Below are 17,701 nucleotides of genomic sequence, written 5' to 3' on the forward strand. Positions count from 1 at the left end.
GCCAGGCGTGACGACCTTGCCAGGCGACGATCCGGGCCCGGCCGCGCTGGGCTACCCGCGCGGGGGGGGGGTCGGCATCGAACTCCCCGGGAAGGGTGAGCCGCTGGCGGTCGGCCGGGGCCGTGTGGTGCGGGTGCCTGAAGGGAGGCGGGGGGCGCTTCTTTGCACAGGAACGGGCCGTGCGGAGGCCTTGAAGGCGGCCGACGGGCTGGAGGCCGAGGGTGTCGCGGCGACGGTGGCGGATGCGCGCTTTGCCAAGCCGCTGGACGCGGAGCTGATCGTCGATCTGGCGATGAGCCACGAGGTTCTGGTGACGGTGGAGGAAGGCTCGGTCGGTGGCTTCGGGGCGATGGTGCTGCACCTGCTGGCCGAGCGCGGCGTGCTCGACACGGGCCGCGTCCGGGTCCGCACGCTGACGCTGCCGGACAGCTACCAGGACCACGACAAGCCGGAGAAGATGTACGCCGAGGCCGGTCTCGACGCCGACGGCATCCTCAAGGCCGTCCGCGCCGCACTGCCGGAGCAGAAGAAGGGCAGCCGGACCGGGCGCCTGCGTCTGGCCTGATTGCCAGGAAGCGTCGACGGCCGAGAGAGGCGCGGTGCTTGCCGCACCGCGTCATCAGTGAGACAAGCGCCGCGCCGTCCGGCCCAGAATCGGGTGCGTCGACGGAGCGGCGCTTCCGCTCGCCTGCTGGTCCCATGACCGGTGGACGAGGCCACCCGTGGATCACGCGAGCACGATGACTGAGCCGACCCAAAGCGGCCCGTTCCCGGCGGGGCCGGTGCTGATCACCGGTGCCAGCGGCTTCCTGGGCGCTGCCCTGGTCGATGTTTTTCGCGCGGCCGGCTTCACGGTGCGCATTACCGTACGCGCCTCCTCGCCGCGCACGAATCTCACGTGGCCCGATGTCGAGATCGTCGAGGCCGACATGCGCGACCGCGCGGCGGTGGCCTCGGCCATGCGCGGCCAGCGCTACCTCGTCCACGCGGCGGCCGATTACCGGCTCTGGGCGCCGGACATGGAGGAGATCGTCCGCACCAATCGCGACGGCACCCGCATCCTGATGGAGGAAGCGCTGAAGGCCGGCGTCGAGCGGATCGTCTACACGTCGAGCGTCGCGACCATCAAACCGCACGACGACGGCACCCCCGCCGACGAGACCCGGCCGCTGACGCCGGAGACCGCCATCGGCGCCTACAAGCGCAGCAAGGTCGTGGCCGAGCGCGTGGTGGACGAGATGGTGGCCCGTGACGGCCTGCCCGCCGTCATCGTGAACCCCTCGACGCCCATCGGACCGCGCGACGTGAAACCGACGCCGACGGGCCGAATCATCCTCGACGCGGCGCAGGGCAAGATTCCGGCCTTCGTCGATACCGGCCTCAACCTCGCCCATGTCGACGACGTCGCCGCCGGCCATCTCCTGGCCCTGCGCAAGGGCCGGGTCGGCGAGCACTACATCCTCGGTGGCGAGGACGTGATGCTGGCGCAGATGCTCGCCGACATCGCGAAAATCGTCGGCCGCAAGGCGCCGACGACGCGCCTGCCCTACGCGGTGATCTACCCGATCGCTTATCTCTCCGAGCAGATCGCTCGGGTGACCGGCAAGGCGCCGCTCGCCACCATCGACGGCGTGCGCATGTCGAAGTACCGGATGTTCTTCTCCGACGCCAAGGCACGAGCGGAACTCGGCTATTCCGCGCGGCCCTATCGCCGGGGCCTGGAGGATGCCATCGCGTGGTTCGCCCGAGCGGGGTACATGAAATGAGCGCCGCGCTTCAGACCGCCACCGACGCCCGCACCGGTAAGGGCCAGCACGACGAAAACTTTCCCGTCGCCTCGCACCTGATTCACCCGCGCAACCGCGGCGCGATCCTGGCTTTCTACAACTACGTGCGTGCCGGCGACGACGTCGCCGACCACACAGGCCTGAGCCCCGAGCGCAAGATCGAGCTGCTCGATGCGCTCGCCGACGCGCTCACCGGCAAGGGCGGCTCCGACCCCACGGTCGAACCGCTCAAGCGGGAGCTGGCAGCCCACCGCCAGCCGCCCACCCACGCGCTCGAACTGCTCGACGCCTTCCGCATGGATGCGCGCAAGTCGCGCTACGCGGATTGGGACGAGCTGATCCACTATTGCCGCTACTCGGCGATGCCGGTCGGGCGCTTCCTGCTCGACGTGCACGGCGAGGATCCGGCGCGGGTCTACCGGACCTCCGACGCGATCTGTGCCGCGCTTCAGGTGCTCAACCACCTCCAGGATTGCGGCAAGGATTTCCGTGATCTCGACCGGGTCTACATCCCGCTCGACGCCATGGAACGGCACGGCGCCGACGTGTCGATGCTGGGGTTGCCCCAGGCCACGCCGCAGTTGCGCGCGGTCATCCGCGAACTTGCCGAGCGCACGCTTCAACTCTTGGAGGAGGGGGCACCGCTCCCGAATCAGATCAACGACCTGCGCCTCAGCCTGGAGATCGCCGCGATCCATCGTCTCGCCGTCGTCCTGACGAAGGGGCTGCTGACCCGCGATCCGCTCTCGGAAAAAGTCCATCACGGCAAGGCCGCCTTCGCGCTCACCGCGCTCGGCGGCATCGCCGCCACGCTGGTGCGCCGCCCGTTCCGTGCGCGCCGTCCCGCCCCCGCCGGAGCCGGCCGATGAGCGCCACCGCCAGCCCGATGACGGGCGAGACCCCGGAAGCCCCCGCCCTGCCGGCCGCCGGCTCGTCCTTCTATACGGCGATGCGCCTGCTGCCGAAGGAGCGGCGTGAGGCGATGTACGCCGTCTACGCCTTCTGTCGGGTCGTGGACGATGTCGCCGACGACGGCGGCCCGCGCGAGGTCCGCGCGACTGAGCTCGACCGCTGGCGTGCCGATATCGATGCGCTCTATGCCGGCAACCCGCCGCCGCGGGTGAAGCCGCTCGAAGAGCCGATGCGCCGCTTCGACCTCAAGCGCGAGGACTTCCAGGCGGTCATCGACGGCATGGCGATGGACGCGGAGGAGGACATCGTCGCCCCCTCGGAGGCCAAGCTCGATCTGTATTGCGATCGGGTGGCGAGCGCCGTCGGGCGGCTCTCGGTGCGCATCTTCGGCATGCCAGAGGAAGCCGGCATCCGGCTGGCGTGGCACCAGGGCCGGGCGCTGCAGCTCACCAACATCCTGCGCGACATCGACGAGGATGCCGAGCGCGGGCGCCTCTACCTGCCGATGGAGAAATTCCACAAGATCGGGCTGATGAACCCGACCCCGCAGAGCGCCCTGGCGCATCCCCGCCTCGGCGAGGTCTGCGCGGCGGTCGCGGCGGAAGCGGAAGAGCATTACCGCCAGACCTGGGCGATCATCGAGCGCAGTCCGCGGCAGGCCACCAAGGCGGCCCGCCTGATGGCGGCGGCCTACCGGCTCTACCTCGATGCCGTGGTGAAGCGCGGCTGGGCGGCCCCGCGGGCGCGGGTGAAGCCGGGCAAGCTCCCCCTTCTCCTCGTCGCGCTGCGCCACGGAATTCTGTGATGACGGGTACGGTTCACGTTGTCGGCGCCGGGCTCGCCGGCCTCTCGGCGGCGGCTTCGCTGGCGGAGGCGGGCAACCGCGTGGTGCTGCACGAGGCGGCCAAGCAGGCGGGTGGGCGCTGCCGCTCCTACTACGACCCCTCGCTCGGGCTGACCATCGACAACGGCAACCACCTGCTTCTTTCGGGCAACCGCTCGTCCCTCGACTTCATGCGCCTCATCGGCGCGCCGGCCGGCGCCCTGGCCGGACCCGACAAGGCGGTCTTCGACTTCGCCGACATTCGCACCGGAGAGCGCTGGGCCTTGCGCCCGAACGAGGGCCGCCTGCCGTGGTGGGTGCTGCGGGCCGGCCGGCGCGTGCCGGGCACCCGCGCGCGCGACTATCTTGCGCCGGTCTCCCTGATGATGGCGGCCTCCGGCAACAAGCCGGGCCAGAGCGGCACGATCGGCGAGAAGATGTCCTGCGAGGGGCCGCTCTACGAGCGGCTCTGGCACCCGGTCCTGCTCGCCGCGCTCAACACCGATCCGCGCGAGAGCGATGTCGGGCTCGCCGCCACCATCCTGCGCGAGACCCTGGGCGCCGGCGGGCGGGCCTGCCGCCCGCTGATCGCGGTCGAGGGCCTGTCCGCAGCCTTCGTCGATCCGGCCCTGCGCTACCTCGAAAGCCGCGGTGCCGAGATCCGCTACGGCCGGCGCCTGCGGGCGCTGACCCTCGGGCAGGGCCGCATCGAGCGCCTGGATTTCACCGACGAGCCGACGTTGATCGATCCCGACGACGCCGTGGTCATGGCCCTGCCGCCGTGGGTGGCGAGCGAACTCCTGCCCGGCACGCCCGCGCCGCAGGAGTTCCGGTCGATCGTCAACGCGCATTTCGCCGTGCGCCCGCCCGAGGGCGCTCCGCTGATGCTCGGCGTCGTCGGCGGCCTGACCGAGTGGCTGTTCGCCTATCCGGACCGATTCTCGGTCACCATCAGTGGTGCCGACCGCCTGCTGGAGGACGGCCGCGAGGATCTCGCCCGCCGGATCTGGGCCGAGATCGCGAAGCTCAACGGTCTTGCACGGGATTTGCCTAGCTGGCAGATCGTCAAGGAAAAGCGGGCGACCTTCGCGGCGACGCCCGCGGAGGCCGCGCGCCGCCCCGGCGCGGCGACCCGCTACCGGAATCTGGTTCTCGCCGGTGATTGGACGGAGACGGGGCTGCCCTCGACCATCGAGGGGGCGATCCGATCCGGCACAAATGCCGCGCAAGCCCTGTTCCGCACCGGGATGTGCGGACGGGCACAGGCACAGGGAGTCGCTTGAAGGATATGACGCAGGCATCGAGACAGTCGAGCGAGGCGAGAACGATGCGTGAGGCGGCCGTAAGCAAGGTCGAGACGCTGCAGCGTCCCAAGACCCGCGACGTCTCCCTCGACGACGTGGAGCGTGGCGTCCAGAACGCCACCCGCGCGCTCACCGAGATGACGCAGGCGGACGGCCACATCTGCTTCGAACTCGAGGCGGATGCGACCATCCCCTCCGAGTACATCCTGTTCCACCAGTTCCGCGGGACCGAGCCGCGGCCGGGACTGGAAGCCAAGATCGGCAACTACCTGCGCCGCACGCAGTCGAAGGTGCATGGCGGCTGGGCGCTGGTGCATGACGGTCCGTTCGACATGAGCGCGTCGGTGAAGGCCTACTTCGCCCTCAAGATGATCGGCGACGACATCGAGGCGCCGCACATGCGCGCCGTGCGCAAGGCGATCCTCCAGCGCGGCGGCGCGGCCAACGCCAACGTCTTCACCCGCATCCTGCTCGCCCTCTACGGCGAGGTGCCGTGGGCGGCGGTGCCGGTGATGCCGGTGGAGGTGATGCACCTGCCGAAGTGGTTCCCGTTCCACCTCGACAAGGTGTCCTACTGGGCCCGCTGCACCATGGTGCCGCTGTTCGTGATCCAGGCCAAGAAGCCGCGGGCCCAGAACCCGCGCGGCGTCGGCGTGGCCGAACTGTTCGTAACGCCGCCCGATTCGGTGCGGACCTGGCCGGGCTCGCCCCACGCCACCTGGCCGTGGACGCCGATCTTCGGCGCGATCGACCGCGTGCTGCAGCAGACGCAGGACAAGTTCCCCAAGGGTATCCGCCAGCGCGCCATCGACAAGGCGGTCGCCTGGACCAGCGAGCGGCTGAACGGCGAGGACGGCCTCGGCGCCATCTTCCCGGCGATGGTCAACTCGGTGCTGATGTACGAGGTGTTGGGCTATCCGCCCGACCACCCCCAGGTGAAGATCGCGCTGGAAGCCATCGAGAAGCTCGTCGCCGAGAAGGACGACGAGGCCTACGTTCAGCCCTGCCTCTCCCCGGTCTGGGATACGGCGCTGAACAGCCACGCCATGCTGGAGGCCGGCGGCCATCAGGCGGAGGCCAATGCCCGCGCCGGCCTCGATTGGCTGAAGCCGCTCCAGATCCTCGACATCAAGGGCGATTGGGCCGAGACCAAGCCGAACGTGCGCCCCGGCGGCTGGGCCTTCCAGTACGCCAACCCGCACTATCCCGACCTCGACGACACCGCCGTCGTGGTGATGGCGATGGACCGCGCCCAGCGCCAGCACGGGCTGGTAAGCGGTATGCCGGACTACGCGGCCTCCATCGCCCGCGCCCGCGAGTGGGTCGAGGGGCTTCAAAGCGCCGATGGCGGCTGGGCGGCGTTCGATGCCGACAACAATCACCACTACCTCAACCACATCCCGTTCTCGGATCACGGCGCGTTGCTCGATCCGCCGACCGCGGACGTGACCGCCCGCGTCGTCTCGATGCTGTCGCAGCTCGGCGAGACCCGCCAGACCAGCCGGGCGCTCGACCGCGGCGTGACCTACCTGCTCAACGACCAGGAGAAGGACGGGAGCTGGTACGGCCGCTGGGGCATGAACTTCATCTACGGCACGTGGTCGGTGCTGTGCGCGCTCAACGCCGCCGGTGTCGATCCGCAATCGCCGGAGATCCGCAAGGCGGTGGCGTGGCTCATCCGCATCCAGAACCCGGATGGCGGCTGGGGCGAGGACGCTTCCTCCTACAAGCTCAATCCCGAATTCGAGCCGGGCTACTCGACCGCTTCGCAGACGGCCTGGGCGCTGCTTGCTCTCATGGCGGCGGGCGAGGTGGACGATCCGGCGGTCGCCCGCGGCGTCAATTACCTCGTCCGCACGCAAGGACAGGACGGGCTGTGGAGCGAGGAGCGCTACACCGCCACCGGCTTCCCGCGGGTGTTCTACCTGCGCTACCACGGCTACCCGAAGTTCTTCCCGCTCTGGGCGATGGCCCGCTTCCGCAACCTGAAGCGGGGCAACAGCCGGCAGGTGCAGTTCGGGATGTGATTCTTTCGGGGATTTCCCGAAGACGAACCGGAATAGGGGCGGCGCGGGGCGATCCTGCGCCGTTTTCGTTTGCGCCGGGTCCGGCCGCCGGGCGGCCCGACCCTCCTCGACACGAGCCCGCGAGACGACTGTTGATTCCCTGGGAGCACCTCGACACCGCCCCGATCCCCGGTGAGGCCGGCACGTTGCGCCTGATGCGTCGGGGCAGCGAGTTCTCGATTCAGCTCGACCGCAACGAACTCATGAACAGCCGCCTCAGCGGCTCCGAGGAAGCGCTGGCGCGGCTCTCGACCGAGCGCATCGCCGGCGTGAAGGCGCCGCGGGTGCTGATCGGCGGCTACGGGATGGGTTTCACGCTCCGCGCCGCGCTGAGCCTGCTACCGGCGACGGCACAGGTGACCGTCGCCGAGATCGTCCCGGCGGTACTGGCCTGGGCGCGTGGTCCGATGGCAGAGCTGACCGGCGGCTGCCTGGATGATCCGCGGGTCTCGATCCATGAGGCCGACGTCGCCGCGGTGATCCGCGCGCGGCCGGGCGCCTGGGACGCGATCCTGCTCGATGTCGATAACGGCCCCGACGGCCTCACCCGCAGCGCCAACGACCGCCTCTACGACGCCGCCGGCCTCGGCGCCGCGCGCGCGGCTTTGCGCCCCCGCGGGGTGCTCGCGGTTTGGTCGGCACATCCCGACGCCGCTTTCAGCCGGCGGCTGGGACAGGCGGGGTTTTCGGTCGAGGAGGTCGGCACGAGGGCGCGCGGCAAGCGCGGGGCCCGGCATGTGATCTGGCTGGCCGGGCGCTGACCCTGAGAGCGATCCCGGTCGCAACCCCATCCTGAGGTGCCCGCTTCGCGTCTGCACCTTAGGATGAGGGGATGGATGGGATATGCGGGTGGCTCACGCCCCCCGGCGCGCCATCAACTGCTCGATCAGCGTGGCACCGGTCTCGAGCGCGGCCAACTCTTCCACAATCGTCGCGACCGTCTGTGCGATCTGCTCCGGGGTGTGCTCGGAGGTCATGAAGAAGCGCAGGCGGGAGGAGCGCTCCGGCACCGCCGGATGGATGATCGGCTGCACGTTGATCCCGCGCTTGAACAGCCGGTCGGACAGCGTCACGGCTTTCAGCGAATCACCGATGATGATCGGGATCACCGCCAGCCCGAGGCTCGTGCCGGTGTTGAGGCCGTGCTTCTTGGCCAGCGCGAGGAACTGGTTGCCGTTGCGGCGAAGGCGCTCCACCCGCTCGGGCTCGGCCTGCATCACCGAGAGCGCGGCCTCGGCCGCGGCGGCGAGCGGCGGCGACATGCCGACGCTGTAGACGAAGCCGCCCGCGGTGCATTTCAGGTACTCGACCAGCACGGACGGGCCGCAGATGTAGCCGCCGCAGGAGGACAGCGTCTTCGAGAGCGTGCCCATCCAGATATCGACGTCGCCGGCATCGACCCCGCAATGCTCGTGCAGCCCCGCGCCGGTGCGGCCGAGAACGCCGAGCCCGTGGGCGTCGTCCACCATCAGCCAGCAATCGTAGCGGCGCTTCAGCTCGACGAAGGCGGTCAGATCCGGCGCATCGCCGTCCATGCTGTAGAGGCCCTCGATCACGATCAGCGCGCGGCGGTGCTCGTGGCGCGTCGCCTCGAGCAGCTTCTCGAGCGCGGCCGGATCGTTATGGGCGAAGGAGCGGCGCTGGGCACCGGAGAGCTGCGCGCCCGTCACCACGCTGTTGTGGATCAGCGCGTCGTGGAAGATCACGTCCGGCGCTTCCAGGATCGCGCCGATGGCAGTGACGTTGGTGGCGTGCCCGCTCACCAGCACCACGCAGGCCTCCGTGCCGTAATGGGCGGCCAGCGCCTGCTCCAGCTTGAGGTGGCCGGGCCGCTCGCCCGCCACGATCCGGCTCGCCGAAGCCGAGGTGCCGAAGGCCTCGATCGCCTTGCGCGCCGCACCGCTCACCGCCGGGTGGCCGTTGAGGCCGAGATAGTCGTAGGACGAGTAGTTCGAGAAGCTCTGGCCCTCGATGCGCGTGTTGGCGCCCGCACGGGTCTCGTGCACCCGGAAGAACGGGTTGCCGAGGCCGATCAGGTCGGCGGCCGAGCGCTGCAGGCGCAGCTCCCGGTAGCCGGTCAGCTTCTCGAAATCCTGTGGTGAGTCATTGGCCGGCGCCTTGGTCTCGGCGAGGGCGGGGGAGGGCCGGGCATTGGCGCGGCCGAGCCGGTTGGTGACGAAGCTCGCGAGCGCGGCCCGGCCGTCCTGCGGGCGTGACGGCTGGGTCATGGCAAGATCTCTTTGATGTCCGAGACGTTCTTCTCGACGAGTTCGTTGAACGGCACGAGCGTGGCGGCATCGAGATCGCCGACATGCTTGGTGGCGAGACTCAAGGTCACGCCCGCCGCCTCATCCACCGGCGTCGCCACCGCCTGGATCAGGGTTTCGGTCAACTCGTTGACGGTCAGCCCCGAGGAGATGCCGGCCGGCGGCGCATCGAGGGCGAAGCGCTCCTGCAGGCTCGCCCCCAGCTCCACGCCCATCAGCGAATCGAGGCCGATCTCGGAGAGCTGGCGCACGCGGCTGATGTCGTCCTTCGGCAGGCGCAGGATGCGGGCGATGTCCTCGACGATGGCGTCGGAGACGGTCTTGCGGACCGAATCGATATCCGTGGACCGCAGCAGCGCGCCGATGTTGATGGCGGCCACCGTGCCGGACTCGGCCTGCTGGTCGCCGCCGAGGCTGGCATAGCTCGGCGAGCGCAGGGTGGCGAGGCGTTCGCGCGCCTTGCCCCAGTGCATCGCGGCAATCGCGATCACGCCCTCGTTGCTCGCCTTGCCCTGACTCTCCAGCGCTTCGGCCATCAGGTCGAGGCAGAGGCGGGCATCCATCGGAGTCACGCCGACGCGGGAGGCCAGCGTCTCCATCACCGCCTTGTTGCGGGCGAGCACGCCGACATCGCCGATGGCACCCCAGGCGACCGCGAGCGCAGGCAGGCCGAGGCGGCGGCGCTGGCGGGCGACGCCCTCCATGAAGCCGTTGGCGGCGACATAGGAGCCCTGGCCGGGATTGCCGATGAAGGTCGTGGCCGAGGAGAACAGCACGAAGTAGTCGAGCTTTCGCCCGCGGGTGGCGGCGTCGAGATGGCCTGCGCCGATCACCTTCGGCGCGATCACCGCCTCCAGGGTCTCCGGCTCGATCGCCGAGATCAGGCCGTCCTGCAGCACCATGGCGCCGTGGATCACGCCCGCGAGCTTTTCGCCCCGGGCCTCGATGCCCTCGATCAGCGCCTCGACCGCACGGCGGCTGGTGATGTTGCAGGCCTTGGTCTCCACCCGCACGCCTTGCGCGGCGAGTTCGGCGACGACCGCGCGGCCCTCCTCGTTCGGCTTGCCGGAGCGGCCGACGAGGACGATGCGCTTGGCGCCCCGATCGGCGAGCCAGCGCGCTGCCTCGATGCCGAAGCCGCCGAGGCCGCCGGTCACGAGGTGGACGCCCTCGGCGCTCACCGTGAAGGCGTTGCGCTGGACCCGCGCAACGGAGCCGGGCGCCGGCGGCGTCACGACGATCTTACCGACATGCCCCGATTGCTGCATCAGCCGGAAGGCGTCGGAGGTCTCGTCGGCGGCGAACGGCTGGTAGGGCAGCGGGCGCAGGCCTCCTTCGGCGAACAGCGCCATCACCTCGCGGAACATCCGCGCGCCGTCCTCGCCCTGGTGCTGGAGCACCTGATCGAGATCGACGCCGAAGTAGGAGAGGTTCCGGCGGAACGGCCGTAGACCGATATGGGTGTTGGCGACGTAGTCGCGCTTGCCCAGTTCGACGAAGCGCCCGAACGGCCGCAGGCAGTTGAGCGAGCGCTCCATCATCTCGCCGAACAGCGAGTTGAGCACCACGTCGACGCCGTCGCCGGTGATGCGGCGGACGTCGTCCACGAAGGCGAGCGAGCGTGAATCGAGCACGTGCTCGGCGCCGAGCGCGGCCACCAGCGCACGCTTCTCCCGCGAGCCGGCGGTGGCAATGACCCGCGCGCCCTTCCACTTGGCGATCTGGAGCGCGGCCAGCCCCACGCCGCCCGCGCCGCCATGGACGAGCAGCCACTCGCCCTTGCGCAGGCGGGCGCAGGTGCAGAGCGCGTAGTAGGCGGTGAGGAACGCGACCGGCACGGTCGCGGCGGCGGCCGGGTCGAGCCCGGCCGGCATCGGCGCGACGACCATCTCGGGCACCACCACGTGGGTGGCAAAGCCCGATTGGGCGAAGGCGACGACGGAATCGCCCACAGTGAAATCCACCACGCCGGGGCCGATCGCGGTCACTTGTCCGGAGACTTCGAGGCCCAGGCGCGGGCCGGCAAAGCCGTCCTCCAGGATCTCCTCCGGGAGCATGGAGAGCGCCCAGAGCACGTCGCGGAAGTTGAGGCCGGTGGCGGCCACCGCGATCTCGACCTCGCCGGGACCGGGGGCGGCGCGCTCGGCCGGACCCCAGACCATCTCGTTGAGGCCGCCGGTGTTGGAACGCTCCAGCCGCGCGGCGGGCGCCGCCTCGCCGGCCGTGTTCGCGGCGCGGCCGGGATGGAAGCGCACGACGCGGGTGGCGTCGGCATCGAGCACGATCTCGGTCTCGTCGGTGCCCGACAGGATCAGGGCGCGCAGCCGCTCGGCGGCGTCCTTCGAGGACAGGGTCGGCGCGAGGTCGATCCGGCGCACGTCGAGGGTGGCCGTTTCATTGGCGAGCGTCCGGCTGAAGGCCCAGACGCCAGCCTCGACCGCCGCCGCCTCGCCGCCCGCGTCGCGGGTGGCGCCGGGGGCGACCACCCAGAGGCGTGTCTGGCGGCTGCCGAGATGCTCGGCGCAGCGCTTCAGGCTGAGGCAGCGGTCGCGCAGCCTTGTTGCCGCCGCGCCCTCGCCGGCGAAGGCACCGGCCAGGAACACCACGGTGTCCGGGGTCTCGCGTTCGAGTTCCCGCAGCGACTGCTCGGAATCGAGGATGATTGAGACGTGGACGCCGCTCGCCACCAGCAGGGTCGCCAGCGACGAGGCGGTCTCCGCGCCGAACTCGTCATGGGAGCCGACGACGAAGGCGAAGCTCTGGCCGTGGCCGACCGCCGAGCGCGTCGGGGCTTCGGCGACGAGCAGAAGGTCGTCGCCGTTGGCCGAGGCCGCGCGCTCCGCGGAAACCCGCACGAGGCCCGATGCGCTGAGGCGGCGCTGCCAGCCGGTCACGTCGTCGAGGCGCGAGAGCGGCATGCCGCCGACGGCCTCCTCGAACCAGTCCGGCGCGAGGCCGAAGACGAGGTCTCGGAACAGCGAGGCGCCGGGCTCGACCGCGACGAGCAATCCGCCCGAGGCGAGCGCAGTGGCCAGCTGTCCCGGCAGTGCCTTGTCGGCACGGTGCAGCACGTCGCTCGCCAGAACGAGGTCGAAGGCGGCGGCCGGCAGAGCGTCGATATCTTCGATCACCTCGACCGCGCTCGGCAGGGCGAGGCGGGCGCGCTCGGCGAGGCGCCGGTCGGTATCCAGCACGGTCAGCCGGGCATCCGCCTCGCGGGCGAGCGCGGCGGCGCGGGCCGAGAGCGGGCCGAAGCCGACCTGAAGGATGCGCAGCGCCCGGTCCGACGGCAGGCGTCCGCGGGCCTCGGCGACGATCCGCGCCACCACGTCGGCGGCGGCGCGGGCCGTGGCGCCGCGCAGGTGGAAGGCGTCGAGAGCCGCCGGGGGCAGGCTGGCGGAGGCCGGCGCATCACCCGCCACGATCCGCCCGACCAGGGCGGTGGTGTCGGCGAGCAGCACCAGTTCGGCGGCCAGTTCCGGATGGTCGGCCGCGATCCAGCGCATGGTCTCTTCGGGCGCGGGGAGGGACACGTCGCGGCGCAGGCGCCAGACGCCCTTCTCGAGGCTCGCAAGGCCGCTGCTCTCCAGGGCGTAGAGGGCGTTGGTCGCCCAAGCGTGCAGCGCCGCGGGCAGGCGGCGGTCGAGGGTGACCTTGCCCTTCTCGGAAAGGCCGTCGGCGAGGCGGTAGGCGAGCGCCGTCGCCCAGCCCTCCAGCAGCAGGTGGCCCGGCCCGAGATCGGCCGTGTCCGGCGCGGTCGCGGCGGCGAGGCTCGGGCGCAGGCGCTCGGCCACGCTCGGGCGCCGTTCCAGCGGCAGGGCGGTCGGCTCGGTGGCGCGCTCGACCCCCTGCGTGATGGCGTAGGCGTCGAGGTCGCTGCCGCTGCGGGCACGCAGGGCCTGGAACCGGCCCTCGCGGATCGTCGCGATCACCTCGCCCTCGGCGTCGGTGAGGGTGAAATCGGCCAGGATCGAGCGCTCGTTGCAGCGCCGGGTGCGGATTTCGGCGCGGGCGATCGCGGCGCCGGGGCGCAGCAGGCGCACCTCGCCGAAGCGCACCGGCACGTAGGCCTTGGTGGCGCCTTCGCCCATCAGCTCGGCGAAGAGCAGAATCAGGCCGTGGAAGCAGGAATCAAGGCGCGCGGGCACGAGGCCGTAGCGGTCGTCGGCCTCGGCCGGGATCAGTTCGGAAACGATGGTGGTCTCGTCGATCCGAGCGGAAGCGGCCACCTGGCGAAAATTCTCGCCGAAGCCGAGGCCGGAGGCGAGCGCCCGGCGGTAGAGCCCTTCCCCGGAAATCGCGTGCTCGGCGGGAACCGCGAGGTCGCGGCGGGCCGGCACGGGGAAGTCGCCCTCGATGATCTTGGCCGAGGCGTGGAGCTGCCACGGCGTCGGGGTCAGACGGGGGCGGCTGAGGATCTGGATCTGGTTGCCGGAGCCCGACAGGCGCACCAGCACCTCGCGCAGAGAATCCTCGGCGAAGACCATCGGCGAAAGGATCTCGACGTCGGAGAGCGTCACGGCGTCCGTGCGCAACGCCTGCCGGGCGACATGCAGCGCCATTTCGACGAAGGCGGCGCCGGGCAGGATCACCTGACCGTCGATGCGGTGGTCGTCGAGTTCGGGCACGAGCGCCGCGTCGAGATGGCCGTGCCATTCGAGGCCGTCGGGCGCGAGCCGGTTGCCGGCGAGCGGGTGATAGGGCCGCGGCGCGGCGCCGGCGCCTTCGGTGGTCTCGGCGAGGCGGAACGGGCGGCGCTGCCAGGGATAGAGCGGCAGGGCGACGATTCCAGCCGGATCGGCACCGAACAGGCGCGCCTCATCGACGGCGGCACCCGCCACCAGCGCGGCGGCGACTGCCTTGGCGATCGGATCGCCGCCGACGGGCTTGCGGTGCATGACGCCGACCGAGGCCACCTCGATGGCGAGCGGTTCGATGGCGTCGCCGATATGCGGCAGCAGGGTCGCGCGCGGGCCGACCTCGACGAAGACGCGGGCGCCCTGGCGGGTCGCCTCCTGCAGCGCCTCGCAGAAGCGCACCGGCTCGCGGATGTTGCGCCACCAGTAGCCGGCGCCGAACTGCGTGCCCGCCAGCACCGTGCCGGTCACGGTCGAGACCATGGCGGTGTGGCCGGCGGACGCCTTCAGTCCGTCGAGGTCGCGCAGCAGCGGACGCTCGGTCGGGTCCATCAGGCGGCCGTGGAAGGGGTATTCGAGGTCGAGCTTGCGCCCGCGGCGGCGCTTGCGCGCCAGCGCCTTCATCGCGGCCTCGATATCGGCCTCGGGGCCGGCGACCGTGATCGCCTTGGGGCTGTTATAGGCGGCGATGTCGAGGGTGGGATAGTCGGCGAGGAATGCCTCCATCTCCTCGGCCGGTCCGAGCAGCACGGCCATGGTGCCGAAGCCGCGCGTCGATTCCTGGTGCTTGCTGCGGAAGAAGATCACCCGCACCGCCTGTTCCAGGCTCAGGATGCCGGCGGCCTCGGCCGCGGCGATCTCGCCGACGCTGTGGCCGAGGACATAACGGGGCGCGAGGCCCTTGGCGCGCAGGGCCGCGGTCGAGGCGCTCTGGATCGCGAAGATCAGCGGCTGCGAGACGCGGGTGAGGGAGAGGCGCGCGTCGAGATCCTCGGCGAACATCGCTTCCTTGAGCGACCAGCCGGACAGCTTCTCGAACAGCTTGTCGGTCTGGTCGAAGCGGGCACGGAAGGCCTTGCTCTGCTCGTAGGCCTCGCGGCCCATGCCGACCCACTGGCTGCCGTTGCCGGAATAGACGAAGGCGACCTCGGCCTGGCGCTCGACCGCGGTGCCGACGATGGCGGCATCGTTGTCCTCGCCCTCTGCCAGCGCCCGCAGGACGGCAGGAACGTCCGTCTCAGGGGTGAGCGGCAGAGCGAGCCGCGTGCCGAGGCGTTCGCGGCGATGGAACGCGGCGGCCGTGACGCGGGCGGCCTCCTTCGGCGCAGCGCCGTCGAAGCGGGCGGCGTAGTCGAGGGCGAGATCGTTCAGGGCCGCGCGGCTCTGGGCGGAGAGCAGCAGGATCTCGGGCGCAGGGCCCGCATCGTTGGCGGCCGCGACCGGGCCTGCGTCGGTCAGCACGACGTGGGCGTTGGTGCCGCCGAAGCCGAACGAGTTCACACCGGCGAAGCGCTCGGCCTTGGTGCGGGCGAGCGCCAGCGGCGCGCGGTTGACCGCGAGCTTCATCGCCTCGAACGGGATGTCGGGATTCAACTCGGCCGCATGCAGCGAGGGCGGCAGCAGGTCGTGCTCGAGGGCGAGGCTGGCCTTCAGCAGGCCCGCGAGCCCCGATGTCGGCTCGGTATGGCCGATATTGGTCTTGATCGAGCCGATCGGCAGCGGGGTCTGTCGCGGCTTGCCGAGCTTGCTCCCGATGGCCCCGGCCTCGATCGGATCGCCGACGGGGGTGCCGGTGCCGTGCGCCTCGACGAAGGCGAGTTTGTCGAGGTCGATCTCGGCGTCGCGGTAGACCTGCTCCAGCAGCGCTCCTTGCGCGTGGCCGGAGGGCAGCGAGATGCCGGTGGTGCGCCCGTCCGAGTTGACGCCGCTCGCCGCGATCACGCCGCGCACGGCCCGGCCGCTGCGGGCGGCGGCCTCGGCCGATTGCAGGATCAGGACGACGCCGCCCTCGGCGCGCACATAGCCGTCGGCGCTCGACGAGAACGCCTGGCACAGGCCGGTGCGCGACAGCATCTGCGCGTTGGAGAAGGAGATGAAGTTGAACGGGCTCGCCAGGATGTTGGCACCCGCCACCACGGCGGTGTCGACCTGCCCCGCCTCGATCGCCGCGATCGCCGCGTTGAGCGCGACCAGCGACGACGAGCAGGCGGTGTCGAGGGTGAAGCTCGGGCCCTTCAGGTCGTAGATGTAGGAGATGCGGTTCGAGATGATCGAGAGCGTGTTGCCGGTGGCGGCGTAGGCGTCGCCCGAGGACGGGTCGAGGATGCGCAGGTTGCCGTAATCGAGCGCCGAGGCGCCGACGAACACGCCGATATGGCTGCCGGCCACCGCGGAGGGGCGCAGGCCCGCATCCTCGAACGCCTCCCAGGTCAGTTCCAGCAGCATGCGCTGCTGTGGATCCATCTGCTCGGCCTCGCGCGGCGAGATGCCGAACACGCCCGGATCGAACGACCAGATGTCGTCGAGCACGCCGGCGGCCCAGGTGTAGCTCTTGCCCCGCTCCTGCGCGCGCGGATGCCCGAAGGCCAGCAGCGACCAGCGGTCCTCGGGAATGCGCGAGACGGCGCAGCGCCCCTCCGTCAGGAGCTGCCACAGCCCCTCGACGTTCTGAGCCCCGGGCAGGCGGCAGGCGCGGCCGACGATCGCGATGTTCTTGCGGTTTGTCACGTCGATCCGTTTATGCTCGTGAAGCAGGGACCGGGGGTCCGTCCGGCGAAGGCGTTTCACCCCCACCGCGAATGTCTCTTGAAACCTCGGCTTCACCGTGGCGCCCCGGGAAAAAGCGGCCGACGACCAGAGGTTTTAAGAGGCATCCTTTAATCTGACCGTCAGGACCGTCCAACCCGCTTGGCTGCAACCTCTCCCTTAATCATGAGAGATTGGGAGATTGTGTGGCACGTATTCATCAGTGAATCGTTGACCGCGAAAAATCTGCGAGGTGCCGTGGCCAACAAATATCAGTACGGGCGCCGAGGTAAGTTTAAAAATTGCCATCACTCTGCCGCGCTTGTGGCAAAGATCATGCGAATATTGCAGTGAGCTTTCAATAATCGTTCTCGCGCGGCTTGTATGATCGATCCCGTTGGCTACTGCTGGATTGCTGCGCTTGTAAGTTGCAGCCCTCCTGTTCGGCAGATGAGATCGGTTCGAAAGTCCGCCCGGACCGATGACGGGCCGGAAGCCGTGATCAGGCAACGCCGATGCCAGAATAGGCGAAGCCGTGTTGTTCGGCATCTGCCGATGCGTAGACGTTGCGGAGATCGACGAGGACGGGGGCGCGCATCAGAGCTTTCAGCCGCGCGAGATCCAGCGCCCGGAACGCGTTCCATTCGGTGACGATCACCAGGGCATCCGCGCCTTCCGCGCAGGCATAGGCGTCCTCGGCGTAAGCGACGCCCTGCAGCAGCGGCCGGGCCTGCTCCATCCCCTCCGGATCGTAGGCCACGATCTCGGCACCCGCATCCTGCAGCCCGGCGATGATCGACAGCGAGGGCGCGTCGCGCATGTCGTCGGTGTTCGGCTTGAACGTCAGACCCAACAGCGCCACCCGCTTGCCCCGGACGCTCCCGCCGCAGGCCGCGATCACCTTGCGCGCCATCGCCCGCTTCCGCTGATCGTTGACCGCCACCACCGTCTCGACGATCCGAACCGGCGTGCCGTAATCCTGCGCCGTCTTCACCAGCGCCAGCGTGTCCTTCGGGAAGCACGAGCCGCCATAGCCCGGCCCGGCATGCAGGAACTTGCTACCGATGCGGTTGTCGAGGCCGATGCCGCGGGCGACCTCTTGCACGTTGGCGCCGACCTGCTCGCACAGATCCGCGATCTCGTTGATGAAGGTGATCTTC

At 70.3% G+C, this 17,701-nt stretch carries 10 protein-coding genes; 7 read left to right on the top strand and 3 right to left on the bottom strand.

Annotation, left to right across the window (positions count from 1 at the left end; all coding sequences use genetic code 11):
* The 7 genes from MKK50_RS06660 to MKK50_RS06690 all read left to right on the top strand — a co-directional run.
* The coding region (locus MKK50_RS06660; protein WP_499021254.1) for a transketolase C-terminal domain-containing protein at nucleotides 1-565 on the top strand (565 nt) is incomplete at its 5' end.
* Nucleotides 566-740: 175 nt separating this feature from the next.
* On the top strand, nucleotides 741-1,766 hold the full coding sequence (gene hpnA / locus MKK50_RS06665) for a hopanoid-associated sugar epimerase (RefSeq protein ID WP_499021255.1): 1,026 nt from the start codon (nucleotides 741-743) through the stop codon (nucleotides 1,764-1,766).
* The gene (hpnC, locus tag MKK50_RS06670) at nucleotides 1,763-2,656 is read left to right on the top strand and encodes a squalene synthase HpnC (RefSeq protein WP_499021257.1); all 894 of its coding nucleotides are present in this window, start codon (nucleotides 1,763-1,765) and stop codon (nucleotides 2,654-2,656) included. The genes hpnA and hpnC overlap by 4 nt, the downstream gene beginning before the upstream one ends.
* Nucleotides 2,653-3,504 carry a presqualene diphosphate synthase HpnD gene (gene hpnD / locus MKK50_RS06675; RefSeq protein WP_499021258.1) on the top strand — a complete coding sequence of 284 codons (852 nt, stop codon included), beginning with the start codon at nucleotides 2,653-2,655 and terminating at the stop codon, nucleotides 3,502-3,504. Before hpnC ends, hpnD begins: the two co-directional genes overlap by 4 nt.
* A complete protein-coding gene (gene hpnE, locus MKK50_RS06680) occupies nucleotides 3,504-4,805 on the top strand; it encodes a hydroxysqualene dehydroxylase HpnE (RefSeq protein WP_499021260.1) in 1,302 nt (433 codons plus the stop codon). The genes hpnD and hpnE overlap by 1 nt, the downstream gene beginning before the upstream one ends.
* 44 nt (nucleotides 4,806-4,849) lie before the next feature.
* Nucleotides 4,850-6,853: a squalene--hopene cyclase gene (gene shc, locus MKK50_RS06685; protein WP_499021262.1), complete on the top strand. Its 2,004-nt coding sequence runs from the start codon at nucleotides 4,850-4,852 to the stop codon at nucleotides 6,851-6,853.
* A gap of 131 nt (nucleotides 6,854-6,984) precedes the next feature.
* Nucleotides 6,985-7,653: a polyamine aminopropyltransferase gene (locus MKK50_RS06690; RefSeq protein ID WP_499021263.1), complete on the top strand. Its 669-nt coding sequence runs from the start codon at nucleotides 6,985-6,987 to the stop codon at nucleotides 7,651-7,653.
* A gap of 93 nt (nucleotides 7,654-7,746) precedes the next feature.
* On the opposite strand, the gene MKK50_RS06695 is transcribed toward MKK50_RS06690, so the two are convergent.
* The 3 genes from MKK50_RS06695 to MKK50_RS06705 all read right to left on the bottom strand — a co-directional run.
* A complete protein-coding gene (locus MKK50_RS06695; RefSeq protein WP_499021265.1) occupies nucleotides 7,747-9,120 on the bottom strand; it encodes an aminotransferase class I/II-fold pyridoxal phosphate-dependent enzyme in 1,374 nt (457 codons plus the stop codon).
* Entirely contained in the window at nucleotides 9,117-16,523 is a 7,407-nt protein-coding gene (locus MKK50_RS06700; protein WP_499021267.1) for an SDR family NAD(P)-dependent oxidoreductase, read from the bottom strand. Before MKK50_RS06700 ends, MKK50_RS06695 begins: the two co-directional genes overlap by 4 nt.
* 520 nt (nucleotides 16,524-17,043) lie before the next feature.
* Nucleotides 17,044-17,701 (bottom strand): UDP-glucose dehydrogenase family protein (locus tag MKK50_RS06705; RefSeq protein WP_499021269.1); only part of this gene is annotated, 658 nt, incomplete at its 5' end.

The sequence above is a fragment of the Methylobacterium sp. J-043 genome (assembly GCF_022829505.1).
In the GTDB taxonomy this organism is placed as follows: Bacteria; Pseudomonadota; Alphaproteobacteria; order Rhizobiales; family Beijerinckiaceae; genus Methylobacterium; species Methylobacterium extorquens_A.